Source organism: Verruconatronum alginivorum (assembly GCF_056590205.1).
This window is the reverse complement of sequence record NZ_JBWPVQ010000001.1, coordinates 2,553,815-2,578,946: the sequence shown is the minus strand read 5'-3', so window position 1 is coordinate 2,578,946 and position 25,132 is coordinate 2,553,815. Positions and strand designations below refer to the sequence as shown.

The following is a 25,132-nucleotide window of genomic DNA, read 5'->3' as shown; positions in this document are numbered from 1 at the left end:
CCGGTAATCAAGATTGCGCGACCGTTTCTTCCCGCGGTTTCTCTTCTCCGCCGTTGCCGTTGCCGGACTCCTGGAGGAGCTTGTATTCCACGGAATCGCGCAACGCTTCCCAACTGGCTTCGATGATGTTGTCGCTCACCCCGACGGTTCCCCAGATTTCCTGGCCGTCGCTCGACTCGATCAACACCCGGGTCCGGGCGCCGGCCCCTTCCTTGCTGTCGAGGATCCTCACCTTGAAATCGCGCAACTGGACGTCCTTGATCTGCGGATACGCGCTTTCCAACGCCAGCCGCAAAGCCTTGTCCATCGCCCCGACCGGCCCCTTCCCTTCGGCCACGGTATGGATGGTTTCGCCATTGACCCGGATCTTGACCGTCGCCTCGGAAATGAGGCTTTCTTCGCCGTTTCGCATCTCGACGATCACCCGGTAGCTTTCCAATTCGAAAAAGTCGCGCTGCTGCTTCAGCCATTTCGCCAACAACAGCTTGAAAGAAGCGTCGGCCGCCTCGTATTCGTATCCTCGATACTCCAGGGCCTTGAGTTCCTCCAGCATCTCCTTCATCGCCGGACTCTTTTCGTCGAGGTGCAGCCCGAATTCCTTCGCCTTCATCATGACGCTGCTACGTCCAGACATGTCGGAGATCAAAACCCGCTGCCGGTTGCCGACCAACGCCGGATCGATGTGCTCGTAACTCCGGGCGACCTTCTGGGCCGCGTTGGCATGCACCCCGCCCTTGTGGGCGAAGGCCGAGGCCCCGACGAACGGCGCGGTGGTGTCGGATCGTTTGTTGGCCAGATCGTCGACGAATAGGGAAAGTTCCCGGAGTTTGCTCAGATTGCGGCCGCAGTGGACCGGATGCCCCATCTTCAGGGCCAAATTCGGGATGATCGAGGTGAGATTCGCGTTGCCGGTCCGTTCGCCGAATCCGTTCATCGTCCCTTGGACCATCACCGCGCCCGCTTCCACCCCAGCCAGCGAAACGGCGACGCCGAGACCGGAGTCGTCGTGACAATGCATCCCGACCGAGGCCCCCGGGAAACGTTTTTTCACCGCCCCGGTGATTTCGGCGACCTCCCGGACCAATTTCCCGCCATTGGTGTCACAAAGGGCGACATAACTCGCCCCGCCCTCCAGCGCCCGGGCAAGGGTGGCGAGGGCATATTCCGGATCGTCGACGTAACCATCGAAAAAGTGCTCGGCGTCATAGACCACCTCGCGACCATGATCGACCAGAAACCGGACCGACTCCCCGATCATGTTCAAGTTCTCCTCCGGGGTGGTCCGCAGAACCTCGGTGACATGGAGAAGCCAACTCTTGCCGAAAATCGTCACCACCGGGGTCTCGGCTTCGAGGAGCAATTTCAGTTGCGGATCATCCTCCACTCGGACCTTCGCCCGACGGGTCGACCCGAACGCCGCCACCTTGGCGTGCTTGAGCTTCAATTTCTTGGCCGCCTCGAAAAAAGCCATATCCCGCGGATTCGACCCCGGCCAACCGCCTTCGATGTAATCGACGCCGAATTGATCGAGTTTTTCGGTAATTCGAATCTTATCCGTGACCGAAAAGGAGATCCCCTCTCCCTGCGTTCCATCGCGCAACGTGGTGTCGTAGATAATGACGGCTTCTTTGTTCATCGGCTTAAAAAGGAGCACCCAATAGGAAAGAATCGGAAAAGACAAAAAAAAACAACAGGAGGAAAAAGGAGCAGCGTGCTTCAGCCGCTGTCGCGAAACGTCCGGAGTTCAGAAGTGTTCACATGCCGACAATCTTCGGCTAAAGCACGAAGCTCCTCCACTAAGCTCCCTCCCACTCCGCCTCAGAAAATAAACCGCTCCCAACTGCCGCAGCGTTCTTTGATCGGACCTTTCGGGAGGCTTAGCAGGATCAGGGCGATTCCGGCGACGGCCGCGCTGGCGATTTCGGCGGTCCCTGCGCCGGACAAAAGCCAGGGGGCCACGACCGTCCAGACCCCGAGGGGGATGTTCGCGAAGCGGGCGGCGCGGGCGACTTCGCCGAAGGCGACCACCGCGACCGTGATCACGAGGGCACCGGTCAAAAAGTGGCTGTTGGCGGCCGCTTCGCCCGTCCCGAACACCGCCGGCGAGACCATCAGCCAAACCCCGAGCGCGAACGACGCCAGCAGGGTCCACGGGAAGGTCACTCCCCACAACATCGCCGGGATAATCTGCGTCAACGGAGCGTTGGGCGGCGGCGTCCGGGTATCGCGGACGTCGCCGGGAAGACCTTCCCCTTGCACGATCAGTTTCCAGAATCCATGTCCTTCACCCCGTTTGGTTTGAATGAATTGCAGGGTCGCCACGACCTCCCCGAGCGCCAACGGCACCATCGCCAACATCAGGAACGCCGTCAGCAGGCAAAACATGCACCAGTATCCGACCAACACCGGCATCATCGTGACGAGCACCAAATGGGTAACTCCCAACGGGATCACCAGCAGCCCGAACACCAACACCGTCGACGGATTGGTCCGCCACCGGTCTTTCAATCCCATAAAGGCCAATAACATCTCGAACGTGTAGGCGTAGGCCCCCAGACCGGCGTCCGATACCGGAAAGGCTTCCGAAACGTCCGAGGTCAAGACTTCGACCGTCCCGTCACCGAAGACCGGGTCCCAGGCCCAGTCGATGTAACCGAGTTGATAAGCCGCCAAATACCGCGAAATGAACCATCCGCCGACGGCCAGCACCACCATCGGCATCCGCTGGACCCACGCCGACGGATTGTAGCTCCACCCGGGCGGCATCTCGGGTCCCGGCTTCCGGAACAACACCGACCCCGGCACGTCGGGGATCAAGATGGTCAACGCGATCACCAGGACGCCGACGATCGTGTTGTTCAGATAAATGACCGCCTCCGGGGCCTCGAAAATGAGCGGGGCGAGGTTCAGCCAGGCTCCGACCGCAAACGCCGCCCAGGGAGCCCACAACCGGCGGGGCGACAACGACAACCAGCCGAACAGAATCAACAGAAGGCCGCTCAAAAAGTCGCTGACTACAAAAATCCCCTGGCTTTGGTAACCGAAACTGAACGGACTGACCAGCAGCCAGAATCCGAGCAGCATCACCGTATAATGCACCCAGAGGAACCGCTGGAAGTGCTGCTCGTGCTGCTGGAATTTACCCCCTTCCACTCGTCCGCCCCCCCTTCTCGCCGGAGTCGCCGGTCAACCGGCTTTCTTCCGCAGATGCGACGGCACGTCGAGCTTGTTGGCTTCGTACCAACCGATCGGATCCCGCTTCAATCCTTCCACCATGCGCGGAAGCGTTTCCTCCAGGGAATGTTTCGGCTCCCAGCCGAGAAGACTCCGCGCCCGCGAGATATCGAGTTCGTAGTGGTCATCGGCCAAGTCGATCATCCACGGTTTGATAAACGGATCGCCGGTGTGGGTTTTGTCCTGCAACCAGGCCCCCGTTTTCGCCAGCGGTTTCGGAATGTGGTTGGTGTTCCACGCCTTGCCATGGAGCAGTTCCCCGAAGCGGTTCTGCAACTCCCGGTAACTGAGCGTCCGGTCTTCGCCGATCAAGAAGACCTCCTCGTCCGGCAAGGCCGCCCGACGGTCGACGATCCGTTCCACCGCCTCGACCACGTCCTCCAGATGCACAAACGCCTGCCCCTTCTCCAGGTCGCCCGGGTAGAACTTCGAAGTCATCTGGCGCTCGTAGATCCGCTGGATCTGGTGCGCGATCGGAATGGAATGGCAACCGTCGTCATAGACGCCGGCGATCCGGGCGATAACCGTCCGCATCGACCCCCGCTCCCGTTGAATCACCGCCTCGGTCTCTTCCTTCGATTGCGGGTAATCCCATTTCGACTTCACCGGCGAGCTTTCGTTGATCGGTTTTCCCGGTTCGGTCGGCGCGTGAACCAGCATAGTGCTGGAAAAGAAAAACTGTTCCACATCGAGCTCCTGCAATTGCCTCAACAATCGCTCAGTCCCCCGCACCGTGACTTTGTCGTAAAGCGGACTCGATCGCTCGGAGAAGCTGTAGTAGGCGGCCAAATGAATCACCGACGCGATCCGCGACCCGCACTTGGCCCGGACTTCCTTCAGTCCGCCCCGGACGCTATCGTCCGAAGTCAAGTCGACCTTGAAGTAGCCGGAATACGGCGACTCGGACGGTGCCCCGACGATATCGAAACCGACCACCTGGTAACGGTCGGCCAATTTCCGGGCGATGGCGGTCCCCAACAATCCCCCGGCTCCCGTGATCAAAACGACTTCCTTGGCTTTCAGCATATTCCTCTTCCCCCCGTTTGCTTAAAACGTACCTGCCAAAAACCTCCCCGCAATGAAACCGCCCCTGAACACCTCCTCGGGAAAACCACGAATTCCAAAGTGGCGAGGCGTCCCGCCTAACGTGTGCTGGAAGAGCACAGCAGCCGTTTAACGTAATGGGGTTGGCTCCGCCGTCCCACCGTTTGGCGTCCGAAACGCGGGAGCCAATCGATCCCATCGGCGACGTGTGACATTGAACTTTCGGCCAATCGTCTTCGGCCGCTGCTGTCGGGCGGCAAAGCCAACCCGACTACGGCGACATTCTTCCCCGCCACTGGGAGGGATGGCATCCTGCCGTCCGCCGTCGGCAACGCGTCTCAGCAGATGGTCGGCTGGCAGCCAACCCTCCGATTTCGCCGCACAGAAAGCCGTTTAAGGTAGTGGGGTTGGCTTTGCCGCCCCACCGTTTGGCGTCCGAAACGCGGGAGCCAATCGATCCTATCGACGACGCGCGACATTGAACTTTCGGCCAATCGTCTTCGGCCGCTGCTGTCGGGCGGCAAAGCCAACCCGACTACGGCGACATTCTTCCCCGCCACTGGGAGGGATGGCATCCTGCCGTCCGCCGCCCGCGTCCGCGCCAGAAGAAGGTCGGCTGGCAGCCAACCCTCCGATTTCGCCGCACAGAAAGCCGTTTAAGGTAGTGGGGTTGGCTTTGCCGCCCCACTGTTTGGTGTCCGAAACGCGGGAGCCAATCGATCCCATCGGCGACGTGTGACATTGAACTTTCGGCCAATCGTCTTCGGCCGCTGCTGTCGGGCGGCAAAGCCAACCCGACTACGGCGACATTCTTCCCCGCCACTGGGAGGGATGGCATCCTGCCGTCCGCCGCCCGCGTCCGCGCCTTACGCCTCAGCCACTCTTGGCGTGAGCCGCAATGAACTCCTGGATCGCGGCGGTGTCGGCGGCGATGGGGTGTTTGCGGATCTCGCGGCTACGCAACTCCTCCAGCGACGGGTGGGTCGGCTCCAGGTTGATCGCCTCTTTCAAGGTCTCCGGAAATTTCGCCGGGTGGGCCGTCGATAATACCACGGTCGTTCTTTCCGGATCGATTTCCTTGAACCCGCAGGCGGTGTGGGGGTCCGCCACGTACCCGTATTTTCGATACAGATCCGAGATCACTCCCGGGATTTCCTCGTCGGTCATCCGGGTCGCGCGAAAGATATCGGCGCGGAAATCCGCGAAGACGAATTCACCGCCGGCCTTCAAGGTCGCCATGATCTCCCGCACCCGGACCGGGTCGCAATCCACGGCATAATACAGAAACCGCTCGAAATTGGAGGCCACTTGGATGTCCATCGACGGGGCCAGACTCGGTTGGACATCCCCGGTCTTGTAGGTGCCGGTGGTGAACAACCGGTAAAGAATGTCGTTTTGGTTGGTCGCAATTTTGAATCCGCGGACCGGCAATCCCATTTTCTGCGCCAACCATCCGGCGAAGATGTTGCCGAAGTTGCCGGTCGGCACCACGAACTCGACGTTTTCCCGCTTCTCCTCCGGCAACCGGAAGTATGCGTAAATGTAATACACGCATTGGGCGAGGATCCGGGCGAGGTTGATCGAGTTGATCGCCGACAACCCGTATTTCCGGCCGAACTCGGCGTCGCCGAAGGTCTCCTTCAACGCCGCCTGGGCTTCATCGAAACTTCCCTCGATCGCCAGCGGGAAAACGTTGTCCGCCCCGGTGCAGGTCATCTGGCGCTCCTGCAACGGCGAGACCCGCCCGTTGGGATAGAGGATGAAAATATTGACTCCCTCTTTCCCCAACAAGCCGTGGATCGCGGCGGCCCCGGTGTCGCCCGAAGTCGCCCCAAGGACGTTGATCGGCTTGCCGGTCCGGCGGATCTGCTCTTCGTAAAGATTGCCGAGCAGTTGCAGGGCGAAGTCCTTGAAGGCGAGCGTCGGACCGTGGAACAGCTCCAACACGAAGAGCCCTTCGTCCAGCCGGACCAGCGGAGCGACCTCGGGATGGTCGAATTTCGAGTAGGAGCGCTCGACCACCGCCCGTAAGTCGGCCTCCGGGATATCGTCCGCGAAATGCCGGAAAAACCTGTAACAGAGTTCCGGATACGGCAAATTCTCCCACTCCTGCAGCTCCCCGGACACATCCGGCAACCGTTCCGGCAAAAACAATCCTCCGTCCGGCGCCAGACCGACGGAGACGGCTTCAGTGAACGTATGCGGACGGGTTTGCCCCCGGGTGCTGATATACATGGGAAAGAAACTACAATTTAAACGCCGAGTGGACGATCTGGGCGGCTTCGTCGGCGCGGTCGAGGTCGAGGACAACGGAGATTTTGATCTCGGAGGTGCTGATCATCTGAATGTTGATCCCGCGACTGGCGAGGGTCTTGAAGAGCGTGGTCGCCACCCCGGAATGTGTCCGCATGCCGACGCCGACCACCGAGAGTTTGGCGATCTCGTCGGCGACTTCCACCTTCCCGCCGCCGATTCGTTCGAACACGGCCGAGACGGCGGCCTTGGCCCGTTCGCCGTCGTCGCGGGGAACGGTGAAGGTGAGGTTCGCCACCCCGCCGCGGCCGACGTTTTGCACGATCATGTCGACCACCACTCCGGCGTCCGAAAGGGCCTGGAAGATGTCGGCGGCCGTCCCCGGCTTGTCGGGGAGATTGCTCACCGTCACTTTTTTCTGGTTCTTGTCAACCGCGACGCCACGCACGACGACGTCTTCCATTGATGCGACTTCTTCTTTCACGATAGTTCCTGGATTGTCGTTAAAACTCGATCTGACTTCAAACAGCACGCCGTATTTTTTGGCGAATTCCACCGAACGGGCTTGCATCACTTTCGATCCGAGGCTGGCCAATTCCAACATTTCGTCGTAACTGATTTCTTCCAGTTTCCGGGCGTCCGGCACGATCCGGGGATCCGCCGTGTAAACGCCGTCGACGTCGGTGAAGATCTGGCAAAGATCGGCGTTGAGCGAACTCGCCAAGGCGATGGCGCTGAGGTCGGAGCCGCCCCGCCCGAGGGTGGTGATCTGGCCTTCGGCGGAGATCCCCTGGAACCCGGCGACGATCACCACTTCGCCCCGTTTGAGAGGGTCTTCGATGCTGCCGCTGGCGATGCTCATGATCCGCGCCCGGGTGTGGGCGAGATCGGTGGTGATGCCGGCCTGGGCTCCGGTACGGGAAACCGCCGGAACTCCGATCGCGTGCAGGGCCATTGCGGTCAGGGCGATCGTCTCCTGTTCCCCGACCGCCAGGAGCATGTCCATCTCGCGATCATTGGGAACCGGGTTGAGCGAGAGGGCCCGCTCGACCAATTCGTTGGTGACGCCCGACCGGGCGGAAACGACCACAATCACTTCGTGCCCTTCGTCGACCACCTTCTTGACGCGCGCCGCGACATTGCGGATCCGGTCGAGATCACCCACCGAACTGCCGCCGTATTTTTGGACTATCCGTGCCATATCGTTGATTATTCGCTGTAATTGGCGATGCGCAAAAAGAGTGGTTTTTCCAATACACTGGACAATTCGCCCAGCTTTTTCACGGTTTCCTGGATGTCCCGCTCGTTGGTCTGATGGGTGGTGAGGATCAACGAGGCCGATTTGTCGTCGGCCCGGTCCTTCTGCAGGACGGTGGCGATGCTGACGCTTCGCTCCGCCATCACCGCCGCGACCTGGGCCAACACCCCGGGGGCGTCCTTGACCGTCAACCGCAGATAATATTCGCCGCGGAGATTCTCCAGGGGCAGGATGCCGCACGGCGTATCCGCCACGCGGATATCATCCTCCTCCTCGGCCGGAAGCGGCACCCGGTCGCCGCGAAGCAAAAGAACCGCGTCGGCAATGTCGCTGATCACCGAACTGGCGGTGGCGTCCTGCCCCGCCCCGCGCCCGACATAGAGTGTGGTGCCAACCACGTCGCCGGTCACGGAAACGCCGTTGAAGGGACCTCCGAGATTGGCGAGGACGTTTTGGCGGGAGACCAGCGACGGGCGGACGCTGATGAAGAGTTTGTTGGTTTCGAAGTCGCGTTCAATGGCGGCCAGCAGCTTGATACTGTAGCCGAGCGCGCCGGTCTGGCGGATGTCCTCCTGGGTGATCTGACGGATTCCCTCGACCAGCATCTCGTCGTATTTGACCCATTTGCCATGGGCGAGGAAGGCGAGAATGACCGCCTTGTGGGCGGTGTCCCAGCCGTCGAGGTCGAGCGATTCGTCGGCCTCCACGTAGCCGAGCTTGCGGGCCTCGCCGAGAATGGCTTCGAAAGAGGCTCCCTCCCGCTCCATCCGGGTCAGGATGTAGTTGCAGGTGCCGTTGAGGATGCCGTAGATCAGCTTGAAGCCGTTGGCCACCAATCCCTCGCGCAACGCCTTGATGATTGGAATACCGCCGGCGACGCTCGCTTCGAAGAAGAAATGGCCGCCCCCCTTGCGGGCGGTGGCGAAAATCTCTTCGCCGTGTTCGCAGAGGAGCGCCTTGTTGGCGGAGACGACGATTTTGCCCCGCTCCAGCGCGGCCAAAGTCACCTCCCGCGCGAATCCGGTGCCGCCCATCAGCTCGCACACGATGTCGATCGACGGATCGGTCGCCACGCTCATCGAGTCGAGGGTCAACTTCTCCGAAGGGATCGCCACCGGGCGCTCCTTGTTTAAGTCCCGGACCGCCGCCTTGGCCAATTCCAGGCTGGCGCCCAGGCGCGATTCCAGCCGGCGGCGGTTTCCTTCGATGTGTTTCCACACCCCTTGTCCGACGGTTCCCAGGCCGATAAACCCGATTCTGATGGCTTTGCTTTCCATTTCAACTACCTCACTCTGCTTTCGGCGGCACACCGCCTTTTTTTCGCACGAAACGATTTTCGGTGCCGTTTAGCAACCTTTGAATGTTGGACCGGTGCCGCACGATGATGAAGACCGCCAGCAGGAGGCTGGCGTAAACCAACAGCGGGGGATTGCCGAGGACCAGGTTCGATACCGGCAGGCTGACCGCGAAGAGGATCGACGCGAGCGACACATACCGGGCGGCCGAAAAGGTGGCTAACCAAACCAACAGCCCGATCAACACCACCCACGGCATGATCACGATCAGCCCGCCCATTGCGGTCGCCACCCCTTTGCCTCCTTTGCCCCGGAGAAACACCGAGAAACTGTGGCCGACGATCGCCGCGGCGAGACCGGTCAGGGCCACGGCGAAGACCGCGTTGAGATCCTCCCATGGCAGAAAGCGGGCCCATCCGGCGGCGACCGCCCCTTTTAAGAAATCGAGGAAAAACACCAGGCGGCCCGCCTTCTTGCCGACCACCCGACCGACGTTGGTCGCCCCGGGATTGCCGCTTCCTTCCTTCAGGATGTTCACCCCGTGGGCCCGGGCGACCAGGTAGCCGAACGGGATCGCCCCGAGCAGATAGCCGGCCACGGCAGCCAGAACGATCGCCACGGTGAGAGTCATCGGTTGGGAGAGTTCGGCGGAACCCGGACCGGACGCGAAAGCGCCAGCCGGTCCCGCCGGTCAAGGGATGTTTAGAACCGGACCAGGCGGGCGTTCCGGATCGCCTCGTGTCCGTTGATTTCGGCCATCGCCTCCGGACTGGGCGCGCTGTCGAGATTGATCACAGTCATCGCGGTGCCGCCCTGTTCGGTCCGACTGAGCGACATCCCGGCGATGTTGACCTTGTCCTTGCCGAGCAAATTTCCGATCACCCCGACGATGCCGGGTTCGTCCCGGTTCTCGAGGACCAACAGGAAACCGACCGGATTGGCCTCCACTTCCCGCCCGTTGATGGTGACCAAACGGGCAAGGTTGGCGGTGCCGATCAAGGTCCCGGCGGCGGAATAGGTATTGCCGTCGGCCGCGATCGCCTCGACTTGGACGAGTTCGGTGTAGTCGCTTTCCTGGGTCGACTTCACCACCTCGAGTTGAATCCCGAGACGGTCGAGCAAGACCGGAGCGTTGACGAAATTGACCTCGTCCCCGCTGATCTCGGCCAAATATCCTTTGACGGTGCTACGGGTGAGCGAATTGGCGTCGAGTTCAACCACCTTGCCCCAATAAGTGAACTTCAGGCGCTCGACGGCGTCCGGGGAAATCTGCTGGACCAGAGTGCCGAGGCGGGCGCCGAGCTCCAGATAAGGCCCGAGAGCCTTCAAGGTGGCCGCGTCGATCGAAGGCATGTTGACCGCGTTGCGGATCACGCCGCCGGCCAACGCTTCGGCGAGGGCTTCGGCCACTTCGACGCCGACGCTTTCCTGGGCTTCCTTGGTGGAGGCACCGAGATGCGGAGTGAGGACGACGTTTTCCATCTTTCGCAACGGACTATCCTCCGCCAGGGGCTCCTCTTCGAAAACGTCGAGTCCGGCGGCGGCGACTTTGCCCGATTCGAGCGCCTGGATCAACGCACTCTCCTTAATGATCCCGCCGCGGGCGCAATTGAACACCCGGACTCCGTCTTTCATTTTCTCGAAAGCTGCTTCGTCGAGCATATAGCGGGTGGAATCGGTCAACGGCATGTGAACCGTGATGTAGTCCGCCGCCTTCAACAAATTGTCGAGGCTAACCGCCTCCACTTCGAGCGCCTTGGCCCGATTCGCGGTCAGATACGGATCGAAAGCGATCACCCGCATCCGGAACGCCTTCGCCCGTTTGGCGACCTCCGCCCCGATGCGTCCGAGACCGATCACTCCGAGCGTTTTTTCCCGCAACTCGCTTCCGGGGAATTTCTTCCGGGCCCATTTTCCGTCGCGCATCGAGGCCGCCGCCTGAGGGACCGGCCGGGCTCCGCAAAGCAGGTGGGTGAAGGTCAACTCCGCCGTAGCGACGGTGTTGCCGCTCGGGGTGTTCAGCACGACGATCCCGCGATTGGTGGCCGCCTCGACGTCGATATTATCGACCCCGACCCCCGCCCGTCCGACCGCTTTCAACAACGGTGCCGCCGCGATCACTTCGGCGGTGATCCTGGTCTCACTCCGCACCGCGATGGCATGGACATCCTTGACGAGTTCCAGGACTTGCTCCGGCGAGGAGCCATAGGCTTCGATCACCTCGAACCCCTCCTGATTCCGGAGAAATTCGACACCCTTCGGGGAGATCTGGTCTGCTACTAGTACTTTCATGGTAAAGGGTTGATTTAAAAACCCCTCCCCCATGAAACGCAAGCGGGGAATCCGGGAACGTCGGCGAACCCCAAAAACTTCAACCACGAATGGACACGAATGAACACGAATGAAAAGAGCCAATCCGACTCCTTCCCCATCCTGCCCGGAGCATCAACTCTTATTCCCCATTAGTGTTCATTAGTGTTTATTAGTGGTTAAAACCGAACTTCTCGACCAACCTCGTCAACAGCCCCGCACGGGGGACCATTTCTTCCTCTCCTTTTCCTAAGTCGCGGACTTTCACCGAGCGTTGAGCGATTTCCTCTTCGCCGTAGATCAGGGCGATTCGGGCACCGGACTGATCGGCTTGCTTGAATTGTTTGCCGAATCCGGTCTGCTTCAGGGCGTATTCCACCCGGTAACCGGCTTCGCGCAACAAATACAGGTCGCCCAAAGCCACCTTCCGCTCCTCCGCTCCGCCGATCACCAGATAAATGTCCGGAGCGGTCACATACTTCGGCGAAAGCCCCCGCTCGGCGAGCAACTCCGCCAACACGACGTCACCGATCGCAAACCCGACCGCCGGCAGGTCCGCCCGGCTGACCTTCCCCAGCAGGTGGTCGTAACGTCCGCCTCCGGCCAAGGCCCGCAACTCCCCCTTCCGGTCGAATGCCTCGAAGACGAAGCCGGTGTAATAGGCCAACCCCCGAACCACCCCGAGGTCGATTTCGACGAATTTCTTCAATCCCATCGCCTCCAACCCGGCCAACAAGGTCCGCCAATCGGCCAAACGGCCGTTCAATCCTTCGCGAATCTCCCCTTCGCCGGCGACTTCGCCGAGGAAACGTTCCATTTCCTCCAGGGTGCGGATTTGCCGCAACTCCCCGATCTTGCCCCAGAATTCTCCGACCCGGTCGCCGAAAAAGGGACGGAGCTTCTCCAGCGCCACTTCCTCCGGCTCCCGCCCGACTTTGTCGACCACCGTGAGAACCCCGGCCACCGCCGCTTCGTCGAGTCCCCATCCGCGCAAATAATAAAACCAGAGGTCGCGGTCGCTCAGCCGGACGTAAAAATCATCCGACCCCAAGCCGAAGGCGGTGAGCGATTGGACCAGCAGCGCGATCAACTCGATCTCCGCCTCCGGTCCGGCCTCCCCGACGATGTCGGCGTTGAATTGGTAAAACGCCCGCAAACGGCCCCGTTGCTGGCGTTCGTAACGGTATTGCTCCCCGATGGAAAACCACTTCACCGGGCGTTTCAGGCTGTTGGCCCGGGCACCGACCAAACGAGCCAGGCTCGGGGTCATCTCCGGGCGGAGGGCGACTTCCCGGCCGCCGCGGTCGGCAAAGGAAAAAAGCTGGCTGACGATTTCGTCGCCCGATTTCACCCGGAACAAGTCCAGCGGTTCCAACACCGGCGCGTCGTATTCGGCGAACCCGAAACGGTTCGCCGTCATCCGCCACGAGCGGAAAAAATGGTTACGGAGAGCGCACTGCTCCGGATAGAATTCGCGGAACCCCGGTAAAGTCTCAAACATGCGGACAGAGAAAGCCTTCCACCCCCAAGAGGGAAGGAAAAAAACTCCCCTATCTTATTTGACGTTGTCCGGATCGAGATTCTTCATGCGCGCCTTGAGCACTTTGCCCGCCTTGAACTTCACCACCGCACGGGTCGGAATCAACACATCGGTTTCCGGCTTGTTGGGGTTGCGCCCGATGCGGGACTTGCGCACTTGAACTTCGAAAACACCGAAGTTTCTCAATTCGACATTGTGGCCGCTCGCCAAAGCGTCCGCAATGGTGTCCAATGTCAACTGGACCGCGTCACGAATATCCTTCTGCGGAATCCCGGTCTTCTGATAGATTTGCAGGACGATGTCGCGTTTCGTTAGATTCTCAGCCATATGTCGGGTTTCGTTGATGTGTTACAATTGTTTCGCAGACCACTATAAGTTACTCATAATCCACCGATTGCGTCAATCGGAAACCAATAAAAGTTAGCACGCGCACTGAATGAGCCAAAAAGACGACCAAAATCCGCTCGAAGAGATCCAAAAACAGATGCAGGAGATGTTCAAAAACACCGACATCTCCTCCATTTTCAGCCAGATGGGCGCCATGTCGGGAGCCGGACGCCCGGACCCGGGCGGCTCCGGCGGTTCCGGCTCGGGCGATCCGGAGGATGACGAGGCCCGCCGGGAAACGTTGCGCCGCATCCGCGAGTTCAACCTCAAACCCCGCGAGATCCGCGATTTCCTCGACCGCTTCGTCATCCGCCAGAACGAGGCGAAAAAGGTCCTCTCCGTCGCCATCTGCGACCACTACAACCACGTCCGCCGCTGCATCCAGAATCCCGATCTGGCCGAGAAGGATTACGCGAAACAGAACATCGTCCTGCTAGGACCGACCGGCGTCGGCAAAACCTACTTGATGCGCTGCATCTCCCGCCTCATCGGCGTGCCGTTCGTCAAAGCCGACGCCACCAAGTTCTCCGAAACCGGCTACGTCGGCCATGACGCCGAGGATCTCGTCCGCGACCTCGTCAAAGCGGCCAACGGCGATGTCGAACTCGCCCAATACGGGATCATCTACGTCGACGAAATCGACAAGATCGCCAGCGCCCCGTCGGCCTCCGGCGGCGGCCACCGCGACGTCTCCGGCCGCGGCGTCCAGATCAACCTCCTCAAACTGATGGAGGAAACCGACGTCAATCTCTTCAGCCAAACCGACATCATGGGCCAGATGCAGGCAATGATGAGCATGCAGCGGGGCGGCAAGACGGGCAAGAAAACCATCAACACCCGCCACATCCTCTTCATCGTCAGCGGGGCCTTCGACACCTTGGCCGAACAGATCAAACGCCGGGTCGAAAGCTCCCAGATCGGGTTCGCCAAAGCGGTCGGCGACGGCCGGGACGACACCGACTTCCTGAAACTGGTCCAGACCCCCGACTTCATCAAATACGGTTTCGAACCCGAATTCATCGGCCGCCTCCCGGTCCGGGTCAGTTGCGAACCGCTCAACCGAAGCGATCTCGAAAAAATTCTCGTCCAATCGGAAGGGAGCATCCTCAGCCAATACCGCTCCGACTTCAAAGGCTACGAAATCGACCTCAACATCGACGCCGGGGCCGTCCGCGAAATCGCCGCCCAGGCGGAAACCGAAAAGACCGGCGCCCGGGCCTTGATGACTGTCCTCGAACGAACCTTCCGCGGTTTCAAATTCGAGCTGCCTTCCACTTCCATCCGACAGGTCACCATCGACCGCGACGCCGTGCTCGAGCCGGAAAACGCCCTCAAGAAAATCCTTCGCGAGAGTCAATCCGAACAGCGCGCGGTCCTCGCCCGCGAGGTCGAGAAGTTCGCGGACCGTTTCAAAGCCGAACATGGGATCACCATCCAATTCACCGCCGAAGCGACCGACAAACTGGTCGACATCAGTCTCGCCGAGGAAAAAACGATCCGCGCCCTTTGCGAAGCCCGATTCCACGATTTCCACCACGGTCTGAAACTGATCTCCCGCAACACCGGCCGGACCGAATTCATCATCGACCCCGCCGTCGTCGAAGCACCCGACCAGGAACTCTCCCGCTGGGTCCTCGAAACCTACCGCCCGACCGAAAAATGAAGCGTTGGATCAACCAGAACCTTGGCCCGAGCCCGTTGGAGGAGCCAACACACCCCACCATGCTCGCGCATGGTCCCCCCCTCTCCAGAGGGGATCATTTTCACACAGTTCCCCTCTTGAGAGGGGGGGACCGCTCGCGAGAGCGGTGGGGTGTGTCCCCAGTTCCTTCGAGTTTCCTTACTGGTTAAAATCCCACCTCCCAGAATGAAACCTCCACAAACTTCGCCCGATCCCGTCGCCGTCAACTCGATGTTCGGCCGCATCGCCCGTCGCTACGACGCCGCCAATCATCTGCTCAGCGGGGGCGTCGATCATTGGTGGCGGCGACGCCTCATCCGGGAGGTCGTCCGGCGTCGGCCCGGCGTCGTGGTCGACCTCGCCACCGGCAGCGGCGACGTCGTTTTCGCGTTGAAAAAGGCGCTCCCGGCGGAGACCAGAATCACCGGCCTCGACTTCTGCGAGCCGATGCTGGCCGAAGCGGAAAAGAAAAAAGCGAGCGATCCCCGTTTCCACGACCTGGAGTTCCGCCAGGGCGACATCCTCGACCTCCCGCTCCCCGACGCATCCGCCGATGTCGTCACCATCGCCTTCGGTTTCCGCAACCTGGCCGACCGCCACCGGGGCCTCCTCGAAATGAAACGAATCCTCCGACCCGGAGGCACTCTACTGATCCTCGAATTCACCCAACCGGTCCGGCCGCTCCGGCCGTTTTATTACTTCTACCTCAACCGGATCCTCCCTCCCTTCGCCGGCTGGATCTCCGGCGACCGCGCCGCCTACGACTACCTGAACAACTCCATTGAGGCCTTCCCCGACAAAGCCGCCCTCCGCAAAGAAATCGCCGCCGCCGGCCTCACCGACGTCACCGCCACCGGCCTCACCGGCTCCATCGTCGCCATCCACCAAGGAACGGTCCCCTCGCCCTGAAACTCGCCGGGGGTCCATCCATCGTCCATCGTCTATCAGCTATCGTCTATGCACGCGAAGCGTGCCCGCGCGCTCAGCTGAACGACTTCCCGCATCCGCAGGTATTGCTGGCGTTCGGATTGATGATCTCGAATCCCTTCCCGTGCAATCCGTCGTCGAATTTCACCGAGCAGCCGTTCAGGTAAACCGCGCTGGCCGGATCGATCAGGATCCTCACCCCGCCGCTTTCCACGACTTCGTCGTCCGGTTTCGGCTCGTCAAAGGACATTCCGTATTCGAACCCCGAACAACCGCCGCTCTCCACAAACACCCGCAAGAACCGGGAATCATCCCCCAGCTTCTCCCGCATGGCCTTCACTTGGGCCGCAGCCGTCTCAGTCAACGTAATCATCCCGGTAACTTAGAATGAACGCCCCGATTCTGTCAACCGACGCCCACTCCCCAATCCCCAATCCCCCAATCCAAAATTCCTCCCCCCGGCCCCCCCTCCGGGTTCTCCCCCCGCAAGAATCGGGCCATTTCTTCGACTCCCGGGTCGCACGGCCGGGGCGTTTCGAATATAGTCACTCTGAACCACGATGAACAGGAACCTTCCCGCAATTACATCTCTCCTTCCCTTACTCTCTGATGGCCAACGCCTCCCGCAGGTCCATCCGAAAGATTCGAGGCGACGTTCCTGAATATCCTTTTCACCCTTTCCCGCCCCCGCTAAACTTCCGACAAATTTTTCGCAGCATTCTCTATGCCTTTTCCGAGCAACAGCCTTCAGCAAGTCCAGAAGCAGACCCAGCAATTGGTGCTGGCCCCGCAACTGCGCCAATCCCTGAAGATCCTCCAAGTCCAATCCCTCGACCTCCGCGCCGCCATCCAGGAAGAACTGCAAAGCAATCCCCTCCTCGAAGAACTTCCGATGAACACCCCGAGCCTCGAGGCCGACACCGCCCCCGACGCCCAGGCTTCCTCCAACGGCGACGGAGACGGCAAGGACCAGGTGGAACGCGATGTCGAAATCCTCAACCAACTCGACGACGACTGGCGCGACTTCTATTCCCAAAACGGACGCAACAACGAACTCTCCCAGGACGCCCTCAAAAAACGGCAACACTTCTTCGACTCCCTCGTCAGCGAGACGTCCCTCCAGGAACACCTGATGGGACAGGCCGACCTCTCCGATTGCACCGCCGCCCAACGCCAGGCGATCGAATACCTGATCGGAAACCTCGACAACCGCGGCTTCCTCGCCGCCCCTTTGTCCGAGATCGCCCTCTTTTCCGGACTTTCCCCCGACGATCTCGAAACCGGCTGGAACATCCTCAAAACGTTCGACCCGCCCGGCATCGGCGCCGCCGACCTGAAGGACTGCCTCATCATCCAGCTCAAACAAAACGGCAAGGAAAACTCCATCGCCGCCCGGATCATCCAGGACCATTTCGACGCCCTTCTCCGCCGCCGCATCCCCGAGATCGCCCGCAAACTCGGGATCGACGTTTCCGAGGTCGAAAGCGCCGTCGAAGAGATCGCCGCCCTCGACCCCGCCCCCGGCCGCCGCTTCGGCGAGGACAACAACCGGGTCATCGTCCCCGACGTCACCGTCGAAAAAATCGGCGACGAATGGACCATCATCCTCAACAACGACTACATTCCCAAGCTCCGCATCAGCAACACCTACAAGGAAATGATCGCCGCCGGCCGCCTCTCCCGCAAAGAGAAGGAATACATCCACGAAAAGATGCGTTCCGGCAAATTCCTCATCAGTTCGATCGAACAACGCCAACAAACCATCGAAAAAATCACCCGCGAAATCCTCCGGGTCCAACGCGATTTCTTCGAAGAGGGTGTCGCCAAACTCCGCCCCCTCACCATGACCCAGGTCGCCGAAGAGGTCGGCGTCCACGAAACCACCGTCAGCCGGGCCATCGCCAACAAATACATCCAAACCCCCCACGGCGTTTTCGAATTCAAATTCTTCTTCACTCCCGGCTACCAGGCCGGCAACGGCGAAGCGGTTTCCAACAAAACCATCAAGGAAATGATCGCCCACCTGATCGAAACCGAACCGCCTACCAAACCGCTCAGCGACGAAAAAATCATGAACATCCTGGCGGAGAAAGACATCAAAATCGCCCGCCGCACCGTCGCCAAATACCGCGAGTCCATGGGCATCCTCGCCACCAGCCTCCGCCGCCATTACCGGTGAGCCATCCTTTTCTCCGTTCTTCACGCGTTCCCGTTAGCGTCTCGTCCTGATTCGTGTCTATTCGTGTTCATTCGTGGTTGAAAATCCCACGGCCTTCTCCTTTCCGCCGATGATCCAATTTTCCCTCCTCTCGTTTCCCGTCCGCATCCATTGGACCTTCGGCGTCATGGCCCTCTTTATCGGAGGCGCTCTCCGCGTCCGCAACCCCGAGGATTGGACCCCCGTCCTGATTGCCGTGGCGGTGATCTTCGTCTCGATCCTAGTCCACGAACTCGGACACGCCCTCGCCGGACGGAAGTTCGGCGCCCGCCCCCACATCCTGCTGCACTCCATGGGCGGCCTCTGCTACCTCCCCGGCGGACGGTTCAGCCGTGGCCAAAGCATCCTCGTCAGCCTCGCCGGACCGGCGGCCGGGTTCGCCCTCGCCGTCCTCACTTGGGTGGTGTTCCAAGCGACCACGCCGCAACATCCCCTGGTGGTCCTCGCCTTCAGCTACAGCCTTTTCATCAACATCATCTGGACGATCCTCAATTTGATGCCGATCCTCCCGCTCGACGGCGGCCAGGTCCTCCGCGACCTCCTCGGCCCCTCCAAGCTCCAACTGACCCGCTCGATCGGATTCGTCGCCGCCGCCCTCCTCTGCCTCGTCGCCCTTTATTTCGGCTTCTTCATCGCCGCGATCATCGCCGCCATCCTCGCCTTCCTCAATTTCAAGGGCAACGCCCCCGTCGAAGGCGGCGTCATCCGGGAAGCCCCACCCGCCGACACTCACCGCCACCGCTAGACTCCCGGCTTCAGACCGCCGATTCCTCGGCCAAGAGCAGTGCCTCTCCCCAGCCCAACGGGCTTTCGCCCTCCAGCCCAGGGTTAGCCGAATGAAATGAGGCCTACCATCGGTTCGCCGATCCCTCGTCCAAACCAGTGCCTCTGCCTGGCCCAACGGGCTTTCGCCCTCCAGCCCAGGGTTAGCCGAATGAAATGAAGCATACCCTGGGTTTCGCCGATCCCTCGTCCAAACCAGTGCCTCTGCCTGGCCCAACGGGCTTTCGCCCTCCAGCCCAGGGTTGGCCGAATGAAATGAGGCCTACCCTGGATTCGCCGATCCCTCGTCCAAAACCTGCTCTCAGCCTAGCCCAACGGGCTTTCGCCCTCCAGCCCAGGGTTGGCCGAATGAAATGAGGCCTACCCTGGATTCGCCGATCCCTCGTCCATAACCTGATCTCAGCCTAGCCCAACGGGCTTTCGCCCTCCAGCCCAGGGTTGGCCGAATGAAATGAGGCCTACCCTGGATTCGCCGATTCCTCGTCCAAAACCTGCTCTCAGCCTAGCCCAACGGGCTTTCGCCCTCCAGCCCAGGGTTGGCCGAATGAAATGAGGCCTACCCTAGGTTCGCGGTCCCCATTCCATGAACCGCAACGCGGTTCCGCCGAAACACGTTGGCATAGCGCAGACCGCATCAATGCGGAACTCCAACACTCCGGCCAAATCGGCCCGACGAAATATTTCCGTCTCGACAATCGAGCGATCTTGACTCCACGCCGGAATCGGCCAGAAAGAATCCTCATCTTGAATTTGCCTTCGCAAATGTTGTTTTTTCGCTCGACCCGGAACATTTCCCGGTCGACCCCCCGTCTCACCCGGAAAGACTAGGTCCATTTCCTTCGCATTTCTTGCCATCGCCGTGAGCCGTTTTTCCCGTCGTTTTCACTCAGCTTCCTTGTATAAGCATGTCCAACGAGACCCAGACGCAGACTAAATCCAACGTGGTGATCCGCTTCGCCGGCGATTCCGGCGACGGCATCCAGCTGACCGGCACCCAATTCACCACCGCCGCGGCCATCGCGGGCAACGACCTCGCGACGTTCCCCGACTTCCCCGCCGAAATCCGCGCTCCGGCCGGAACCCTCGCTGGCGTCTCCGGATTCCAACTCCACTTCGGCAGCCAGGAGATCTTCACCTCCGGCGACCTCGCCGACGTGCTGGTGGTCATGAACGCCGCCGCCCTGAAGGGGAATCTCAACATGCTCAAAAAGGGGGGCATCATCATCGCCAACGAGGATGGCTTCGACGCCAAGAACCTCCGCCTCGCCAAATACAACGAGGATGAGAACCCCCTCAACGACAAACGTCTCGAGGACTACCTCCTCTACCGGGTCCCCGTCACCAAACTGACCCGCACCTGCCTCAAAGACTCCAAATCGGGCGCCGGGCTCAGTCTCAAGGAGATGGACCGCTGCAAAAACATGTTCGTCCTCGGCCTGTTGTTCTACATGTACAACCGGCCCCTCGACTTCACCATCAACCAACTCCAGAAGAAGTTCGCCAAGAAACCGGAAGTGGCCGAGGCCAACGCCGAGGTGCTCAAAGCCGGTTACAGTTTCGGCGACACCATCGAAATCCAACACGGCCGGTTCGAAATCAAAGCCGCTCCGCTCCCGGCCGGCAAATACCGGAGCATCATGGGGAACCAAGCCACCGCCTACGGGCTCGTCGCCGCCGCCCTCCAGGCCAAACTCCGGCTCTTCTACGCCACTTACCCGATCACCCCGGCCACCGACATCCTCCACGAATTGGCCCGTCACAAGAATTTCGGCGTGATCACCTCCCAGGCCGAGGACGAAATCGCCGCCGTCGCCTCCGCCATCGGAGCCGCTTTCGGCGGAAGCCTCGCCGTCACCGCTTCGGCCGGTCCCGGCATCGCCCTCAAGACCGAAGCGATCGCCCTCGCCATCATGTACGAGATCCCGCTGGTCATCTGCAACGTCCAGCGCGGCGGTCCTTCCACCGGTCTTCCGACCAAGATGGAACAGGCCGACCTCATGCAGGCAATCTACGGCCGCGCCGGGGAAGCCCCCCTCGCCGTCGTCGCCTCCTCCACTCCGTCCGATTGCTTCGAAGCCGCCTTCGAGGCCTGCCGGATTGCGGTCGAACACATGACCCCGGTTTTCCTTCTCAGCGACGGCTACCTCGCCAACGGCGCCGAACCGTGGCGCTACCCGAAAGCCGCCGACCTCCCGGAGATCCATCCGAAGTTCGCCGTCCCGGAGGATGCCAAGGATGGCGTTTTCTTCCCCTACGACCGCGACGAACGCCTTGTCCGCAAATGGGCCATCCCCGGCACTCCCAAACTCGAACACCGCATCGGCGGTCTCGAAAAGGAGGACCGCACCGGCGCCATTTCGGCCGATCCGGACAACCACGAGAAAATGGTCAAACTCCGCCAACAGAAGATCGACAACATCGCCCTTTCCATCCCGGAACAGGAACTCGACTCCGGTCCAGCCACCGGCGATCTCCTCGTCCTCGGCTGGGGCTCCACCTACGGCACCATTAAGACGGCCCTCATCCAACTGCGGGAAGAAGGGGTCGACGTCGCCCACGTCCATCTCCGCCATCTCAATCCATTCCCGCGCAACCTCGGCGAACTGCTCCGCAATTACAAACACATCCTTGTTCCCGAACACAACAACGGACAACTGGTCCGCATCGTCCGCGACAAGTTCCTCGTCCCGGCCATTCCGTTTAACAAAATCAAGGGCCAACCGTTCACGGTCGGCGAAATGAAAAACCGCATCTGGGAAATCCTCCGGGGGGAATCCAAATAATCCGCGCCATGTCACAAAGCGACACTCTGACCAAAAAAGACGCCACGCCCGCTCCCGGCTCCTTCACCAGCCAGGACCTCGTCTCCGACCAGGACATCCGTTGGTGTCCCGGTTGCGGCGACTACTCGATCCTCAAACAGGTCCAAAAAGTCCTGCCCGAGTTCGGCCTCCAGAAGGAAAACATCGTCTTCGTCTCCGGCATCGGCTGCTCCTCCCGCTTCCCCTACTACATGGCGACCTACGGGATGCATTCCATCCACGGCCGGGCCACCGCGGTCGCCACCGGATTGAAGATCACCCGCCCGGAGCTCAGCGTCTGGGTGATCAGCGGCGACGGCGACTCCCTCTCCATCGGGGGGAACCACTTCATCCACACCCTTCGGAAGAACCCTGACATCAACCTGATCCTGTTCAACAACCAGATCTACGGGTTGACCAAGGGACAATTCTCCCCCACCTCCCCCCTCGGCAAAGTGACCAAATCGAGTCCGATGGGGTCGGTCGAACACCCGTTCAACCCGGCCGCCCTCGCCCTCGGGGCCGACGCCACCTTCGTCGCCCGCTCCCTCGACCGCGACCCCGTCCACCAACAAGAGATGATCCGCCGGGCTCACGCCCACAAGGGAACTTCACTCCTCGAGGTGTATCAGAATTGCAATGTCTTCAACGACGGCGCCTTCCTTACCTTCACCGACCGCGCCACCAAAAGCGACAGCGCCATCATGGTGGAACACGGCCAACCGCTCCTCTTCGGTGAAAGCCGCCGCAAAGGCATCCGCATCGATGGTTGCGGCCGCCCCCGGGTAGTCGATCTCGACACCGAAGGACTCTCCGAATCCGATCTCTGGATACACGACGAAAAGGATCTCTTCAAAGCGAGCCTACTCGCCCGCTTCTTCGGCGATCCCAACGCGGAGGACGGCCTCCCCCGTCCCTTCGGCGTCCTCTACGCCATCGAGCGCACTTGCCTGGAAGTGATGGTCCACGACCAACTCGCCCGCGCCACCGAACGCTCCGGCCCCGGCGACCTCGACAAACTCCTCCAAGGCGACGCCACCTGGGAGATCCGTTAAAGGAATCCCCAAGAGGACGGACCTTCTTGTCCGTCTTTCATCGGCTGAAAAGCCGATGCTACCCTTCCGCCCAAAGGAGGACGGACATTGCTACGCCATCTCCGCTTCGCTCCGTCCTGTCCGTCTTTTCATCGGCTGAAAAGCCGATGCTACGGGCCTCTCCGTTGGAGGTTCGATCACGAACACTCTTCGGAGCCGGCTTTTAGCCCGACGGGCTTTCGCCCTTCAGCCCAGGGTTGAGCCGAATGCAATGAGGCCTACCCTGGGTTCGGCCCGCGAAAATCACGAACCGCAACGCGGTTCCGCCCTTCCCTTCGCCGGATGACCATCGTCCCCCCTCCCGACCCCGCCCATTTTTACGTTTGTTTTACCCTTCCGCGATCGTAATCACTTGAATTACACTATCTTACGTGTCACCTTTATCCCACTCCCGCAAAGGATGGACGCGACAAACCACCGGTTTATCCGCGCTGCCCCTACGGATTTCCCAATCAGTCCAAAACCAAGATCCAAACGAACAATGATAACTCGAACGAGAATCCTCTCCCTGGCCACCGGCCTCCTCACCCTTGCCTCCCTCGCTTCTTCCCCCGCCCCGATCCATGCCGCGGAGTGGAGTTGGGCGAACCACTTCGGTGGATCCTTCGGCGGCCTTCTCACCCACGACGTTCACGTCGACCCCGCGGGAAACTCCTATGTAACCGGCCTGTTCGCCGGTTCGGTCGACCTCGGCGCAATCACCCTCGGATCCATCGGCCCCACCGACATCTTCATCGCGAAGGTCGATCCCCAAGGAAATGTTCTTTGGGCCAACCAGGCCGGAGGCTGGGGCGCCGACGCCGGCCACGGAATTGCCACCGATGCCGACGGCAACGTCTACGTCACCGGCGTATTCCAGGGAAGTGCCAACTTCGGATCCACTGACTCCGTGAACGGCAGCGGAAACGACAATCTTTTCCTGGCCAAATACAGCTCCGCCGGACAACTCCTCTGGGTTCGATCCGCCGGAGGCAATGGCCTCGACCGCGGCTACGGCGTCGCCGTCGACTCCGCCGGCAATCCACACATCACCGGGATGTTTTCCAGCACGGCCAATTTCGGAGGAATCTCCTTAAGCAGCCCGGGCGGATCCGACATTTTCGTGGCCGCCTACGACCCGTCCGGCTCGATCCAATGGGCCGCCCGCGCCGGCTCCAGTTCATTCGGGGCCGAAGCCGAGGCCGGACGGGCCATCGCGGTCAATGCTGACGGACAGATCTTCGTCGCCGGACATTTCAACGGCAACGCCTCCTTCGGCAGCCACCTTCTCTCCTCGGCCGGAGGACAGGACGCCTTCGTCGCCAGCTTCGATCCCGCCACCCACACTTGGAACTGGGCCGTCCGCGGCGGTGGCTCCGGCAATGACCTGATCACCCGTCTCGCCCTCGATCCCGCCGGCAATCCGGTCGTTTCCGGCGTCTTCACCGGCACCGCCAACTTCCAGGGAACCACCCTGACCAGCGACTGGGCAGGTGGCTCGTTCAACGAAGATTTCTTTCTCGCCCGTTACACAACCGATGGCCAACTCGACTGGGCCCGGAAAAACCCGGGAACCGGATACTTCCGCGGCGATGGTTTGAGCGTCGACCCCGAGGGCAACATCTACGTAGCCGGCTCGTTCGCGGGAACCGTCACCATCGGTGAAGACATCCTCTCCAGCACCGGCTTCGAAGACTTCTACGTCGCCCGCTTCGACCTCGACGGCACCCCCGACTGGGCCATCCATGTCCCCGGCACCAGCTACATGATCGTCGGCGGACTCGGCACCGATGCGGTCGGCAACCTCTACGCCGGTGGATGGTTCCAGGGAGCCATCGCCTTCGACGACCTGGCGCTCGTCCACTCCGGCGGATCCGACAGTTTCCTCGCCAAACTCCAACTCGCCCCCGACCCGATCCCGACCGACGACGACCTGATCATCGATTTCGTGATTCGCCCCGGTTCGGATGTCAACCCGATCTCCCGCCGAGCCAATGGCGTCCTGCCGACCGCCATTCTCGGTTCCGCCGATCTCGACGTTTCATCGATCGATCTCTCCACGGTTTCGATTTGGCGGGCGGACGGCATTGGCGGCATCCTTCCCCCCGCCGCCCATTCTTATGAACAGGATAACCTCCTGATGCGCTTCAATATCAGCGCCTTGGTCGACACTCTCGAACTCGACGGTTTGACCCGCAACGCCATCGTGGAGATAGTGGTCAGCGGAGCCCTTCTCGACGGAACGGCCTTCGAAGGCAGCGACACGATCACGATTCGGCAGTAATCCAGCCGAAGCGTCCGAAGACGGCGGAGCCTTCCCGGCTCCGC

The 25,132-nt window shown here is 60.9% G+C and carries 18 protein-coding genes; 7 read left to right on the top strand and 11 right to left on the bottom strand.

Features of this window, described 5'->3' with window-relative positions:
• Positions 1–7 precede the first annotated feature (7 nt).
• The 10 genes from cimA to ACWUI2_RS09110 form a co-directional block, all read right to left on the bottom strand.
• On the bottom strand, positions 8–1,636 hold the full coding sequence (gene cimA / locus ACWUI2_RS09155) for a citramalate synthase (RefSeq protein ID WP_486982551.1): 1,629 nt from the start codon (positions 1,634–1,636) through the stop codon (positions 8–10).
• A gap of 182 nt (positions 1,637–1,818) precedes the next feature.
• The gene (locus ACWUI2_RS09150) at positions 1,819–3,153 is read right to left on the bottom strand and encodes a vitamin K epoxide reductase family protein (protein ID WP_486982550.1); all 1,335 of its coding nucleotides are present in this window, start codon (positions 3,151–3,153) and stop codon (positions 1,819–1,821) included.
• A gap of 33 nt (positions 3,154–3,186) precedes the next feature.
• Positions 3,187–4,260: an NAD-dependent epimerase/dehydratase family protein gene (locus tag ACWUI2_RS09145; protein WP_486982549.1), complete on the bottom strand. Its 1,074-nt coding sequence runs from the start codon at positions 4,258–4,260 to the stop codon at positions 3,187–3,189.
• A gap of 891 nt (positions 4,261–5,151) precedes the next feature.
• Positions 5,152–6,513, bottom strand: coding sequence for a threonine synthase (thrC, locus tag ACWUI2_RS09140; RefSeq protein ID WP_486982548.1), 1,362 nt, complete (start codon positions 6,511–6,513; stop codon positions 5,152–5,154).
• A gap of 10 nt (positions 6,514–6,523) precedes the next feature.
• Positions 6,524–7,732 (bottom strand): aspartate kinase, encoded by a 1,209-nt coding sequence (locus tag ACWUI2_RS09135; protein ID WP_486982547.1) that lies wholly within the window; start codon positions 7,730–7,732, stop codon positions 6,524–6,526.
• 8 nt (positions 7,733–7,740) lie between these two features.
• On the bottom strand, positions 7,741–9,066 hold the full coding sequence (locus tag ACWUI2_RS09130; RefSeq protein WP_486982546.1) for a homoserine dehydrogenase: 1,326 nt from the start codon (positions 9,064–9,066) through the stop codon (positions 7,741–7,743).
• A 10-nt stretch (positions 9,067–9,076) separates the two neighbouring features.
• Positions 9,077–9,715 carry a glycerol-3-phosphate 1-O-acyltransferase PlsY gene (gene plsY, locus ACWUI2_RS09125; RefSeq protein WP_486982545.1) on the bottom strand — a complete coding sequence of 213 codons (639 nt, stop codon included), beginning with the start codon at positions 9,713–9,715 and terminating at the stop codon, positions 9,077–9,079.
• Positions 9,716–9,786: 71 nt separating this feature from the next.
• Positions 9,787–11,376 (bottom strand): phosphoglycerate dehydrogenase, encoded by a 1,590-nt coding sequence (serA, locus tag ACWUI2_RS09120; RefSeq protein ID WP_486982544.1) that lies wholly within the window; start codon positions 11,374–11,376, stop codon positions 9,787–9,789.
• Between the two features lie 190 nt (positions 11,377–11,566).
• Entirely contained in the window at positions 11,567–12,895 is a 1,329-nt protein-coding gene (gene hisS, locus ACWUI2_RS09115) for a histidine--tRNA ligase (protein WP_486982543.1), read from the bottom strand.
• 54 nt (positions 12,896–12,949) lie between these two features.
• Complete coding sequence (locus ACWUI2_RS09110; RefSeq protein ID WP_486982542.1) at positions 12,950–13,261, bottom strand: HU family DNA-binding protein; 312 nt, start codon at positions 13,259–13,261, stop codon at positions 12,950–12,952.
• A 109-nt stretch (positions 13,262–13,370) separates the two neighbouring features.
• Here ACWUI2_RS09110 and ACWUI2_RS09105 point away from each other — a divergent pair, with 109 nt between their 5' ends.
• Both ACWUI2_RS09105 and ubiE read left to right on the top strand, forming a co-directional pair.
• On the top strand, positions 13,371–14,984 hold the full coding sequence (locus tag ACWUI2_RS09105; protein ID WP_486982541.1) for an AAA family ATPase: 1,614 nt from the start codon (positions 13,371–13,373) through the stop codon (positions 14,982–14,984).
• A gap of 204 nt (positions 14,985–15,188) precedes the next feature.
• The gene (ubiE, locus tag ACWUI2_RS09100) at positions 15,189–15,911 is read left to right on the top strand and encodes a bifunctional demethylmenaquinone methyltransferase/2-methoxy-6-polyprenyl-1,4-benzoquinol methylase UbiE (protein ID WP_486982540.1); all 723 of its coding nucleotides are present in this window, start codon (positions 15,189–15,191) and stop codon (positions 15,909–15,911) included.
• A 73-nt stretch (positions 15,912–15,984) separates the two neighbouring features.
• Here the strand turns inward: ubiE and ACWUI2_RS09095 are convergent, their stop codons facing one another.
• Entirely contained in the window at positions 15,985–16,302 is a 318-nt protein-coding gene (locus tag ACWUI2_RS09095) for a HesB/IscA family protein (protein ID WP_486982539.1), read from the bottom strand.
• A gap of 351 nt (positions 16,303–16,653) precedes the next feature.
• On the opposite strand from ACWUI2_RS09095, the gene rpoN reads away from it, so the two are divergent.
• From rpoN to ACWUI2_RS09070, 5 genes are all read left to right on the top strand, one after another.
• Positions 16,654–18,108: an RNA polymerase factor sigma-54 gene (gene rpoN / locus ACWUI2_RS09090; protein WP_486982538.1), complete on the top strand. Its 1,455-nt coding sequence runs from the start codon at positions 16,654–16,656 to the stop codon at positions 18,106–18,108.
• A 109-nt stretch (positions 18,109–18,217) separates the two neighbouring features.
• Positions 18,218–18,892: a metalloprotease gene (locus ACWUI2_RS09085; protein WP_486982537.1), complete on the top strand. Its 675-nt coding sequence runs from the start codon at positions 18,218–18,220 to the stop codon at positions 18,890–18,892.
• Between the two features lie 943 nt (positions 18,893–19,835).
• A complete protein-coding gene (locus tag ACWUI2_RS09080) occupies positions 19,836–21,713 on the top strand; it encodes a 2-oxoacid:acceptor oxidoreductase subunit alpha (RefSeq protein ID WP_486982536.1) in 1,878 nt (625 codons plus the stop codon).
• A gap of 8 nt (positions 21,714–21,721) precedes the next feature.
• Positions 21,722–22,786 (top strand): 2-oxoacid:ferredoxin oxidoreductase subunit beta, encoded by a 1,065-nt coding sequence (locus ACWUI2_RS09075; RefSeq protein WP_486982535.1) that lies wholly within the window; start codon positions 21,722–21,724, stop codon positions 22,784–22,786.
• Positions 22,787–23,306: 520 nt separating this feature from the next.
• Entirely contained in the window at positions 23,307–25,088 is a 1,782-nt protein-coding gene (locus ACWUI2_RS09070) for an SBBP repeat-containing protein (protein ID WP_486982534.1), read from the top strand.
• Positions 25,089–25,132: the final 44 nt, after the last annotated feature.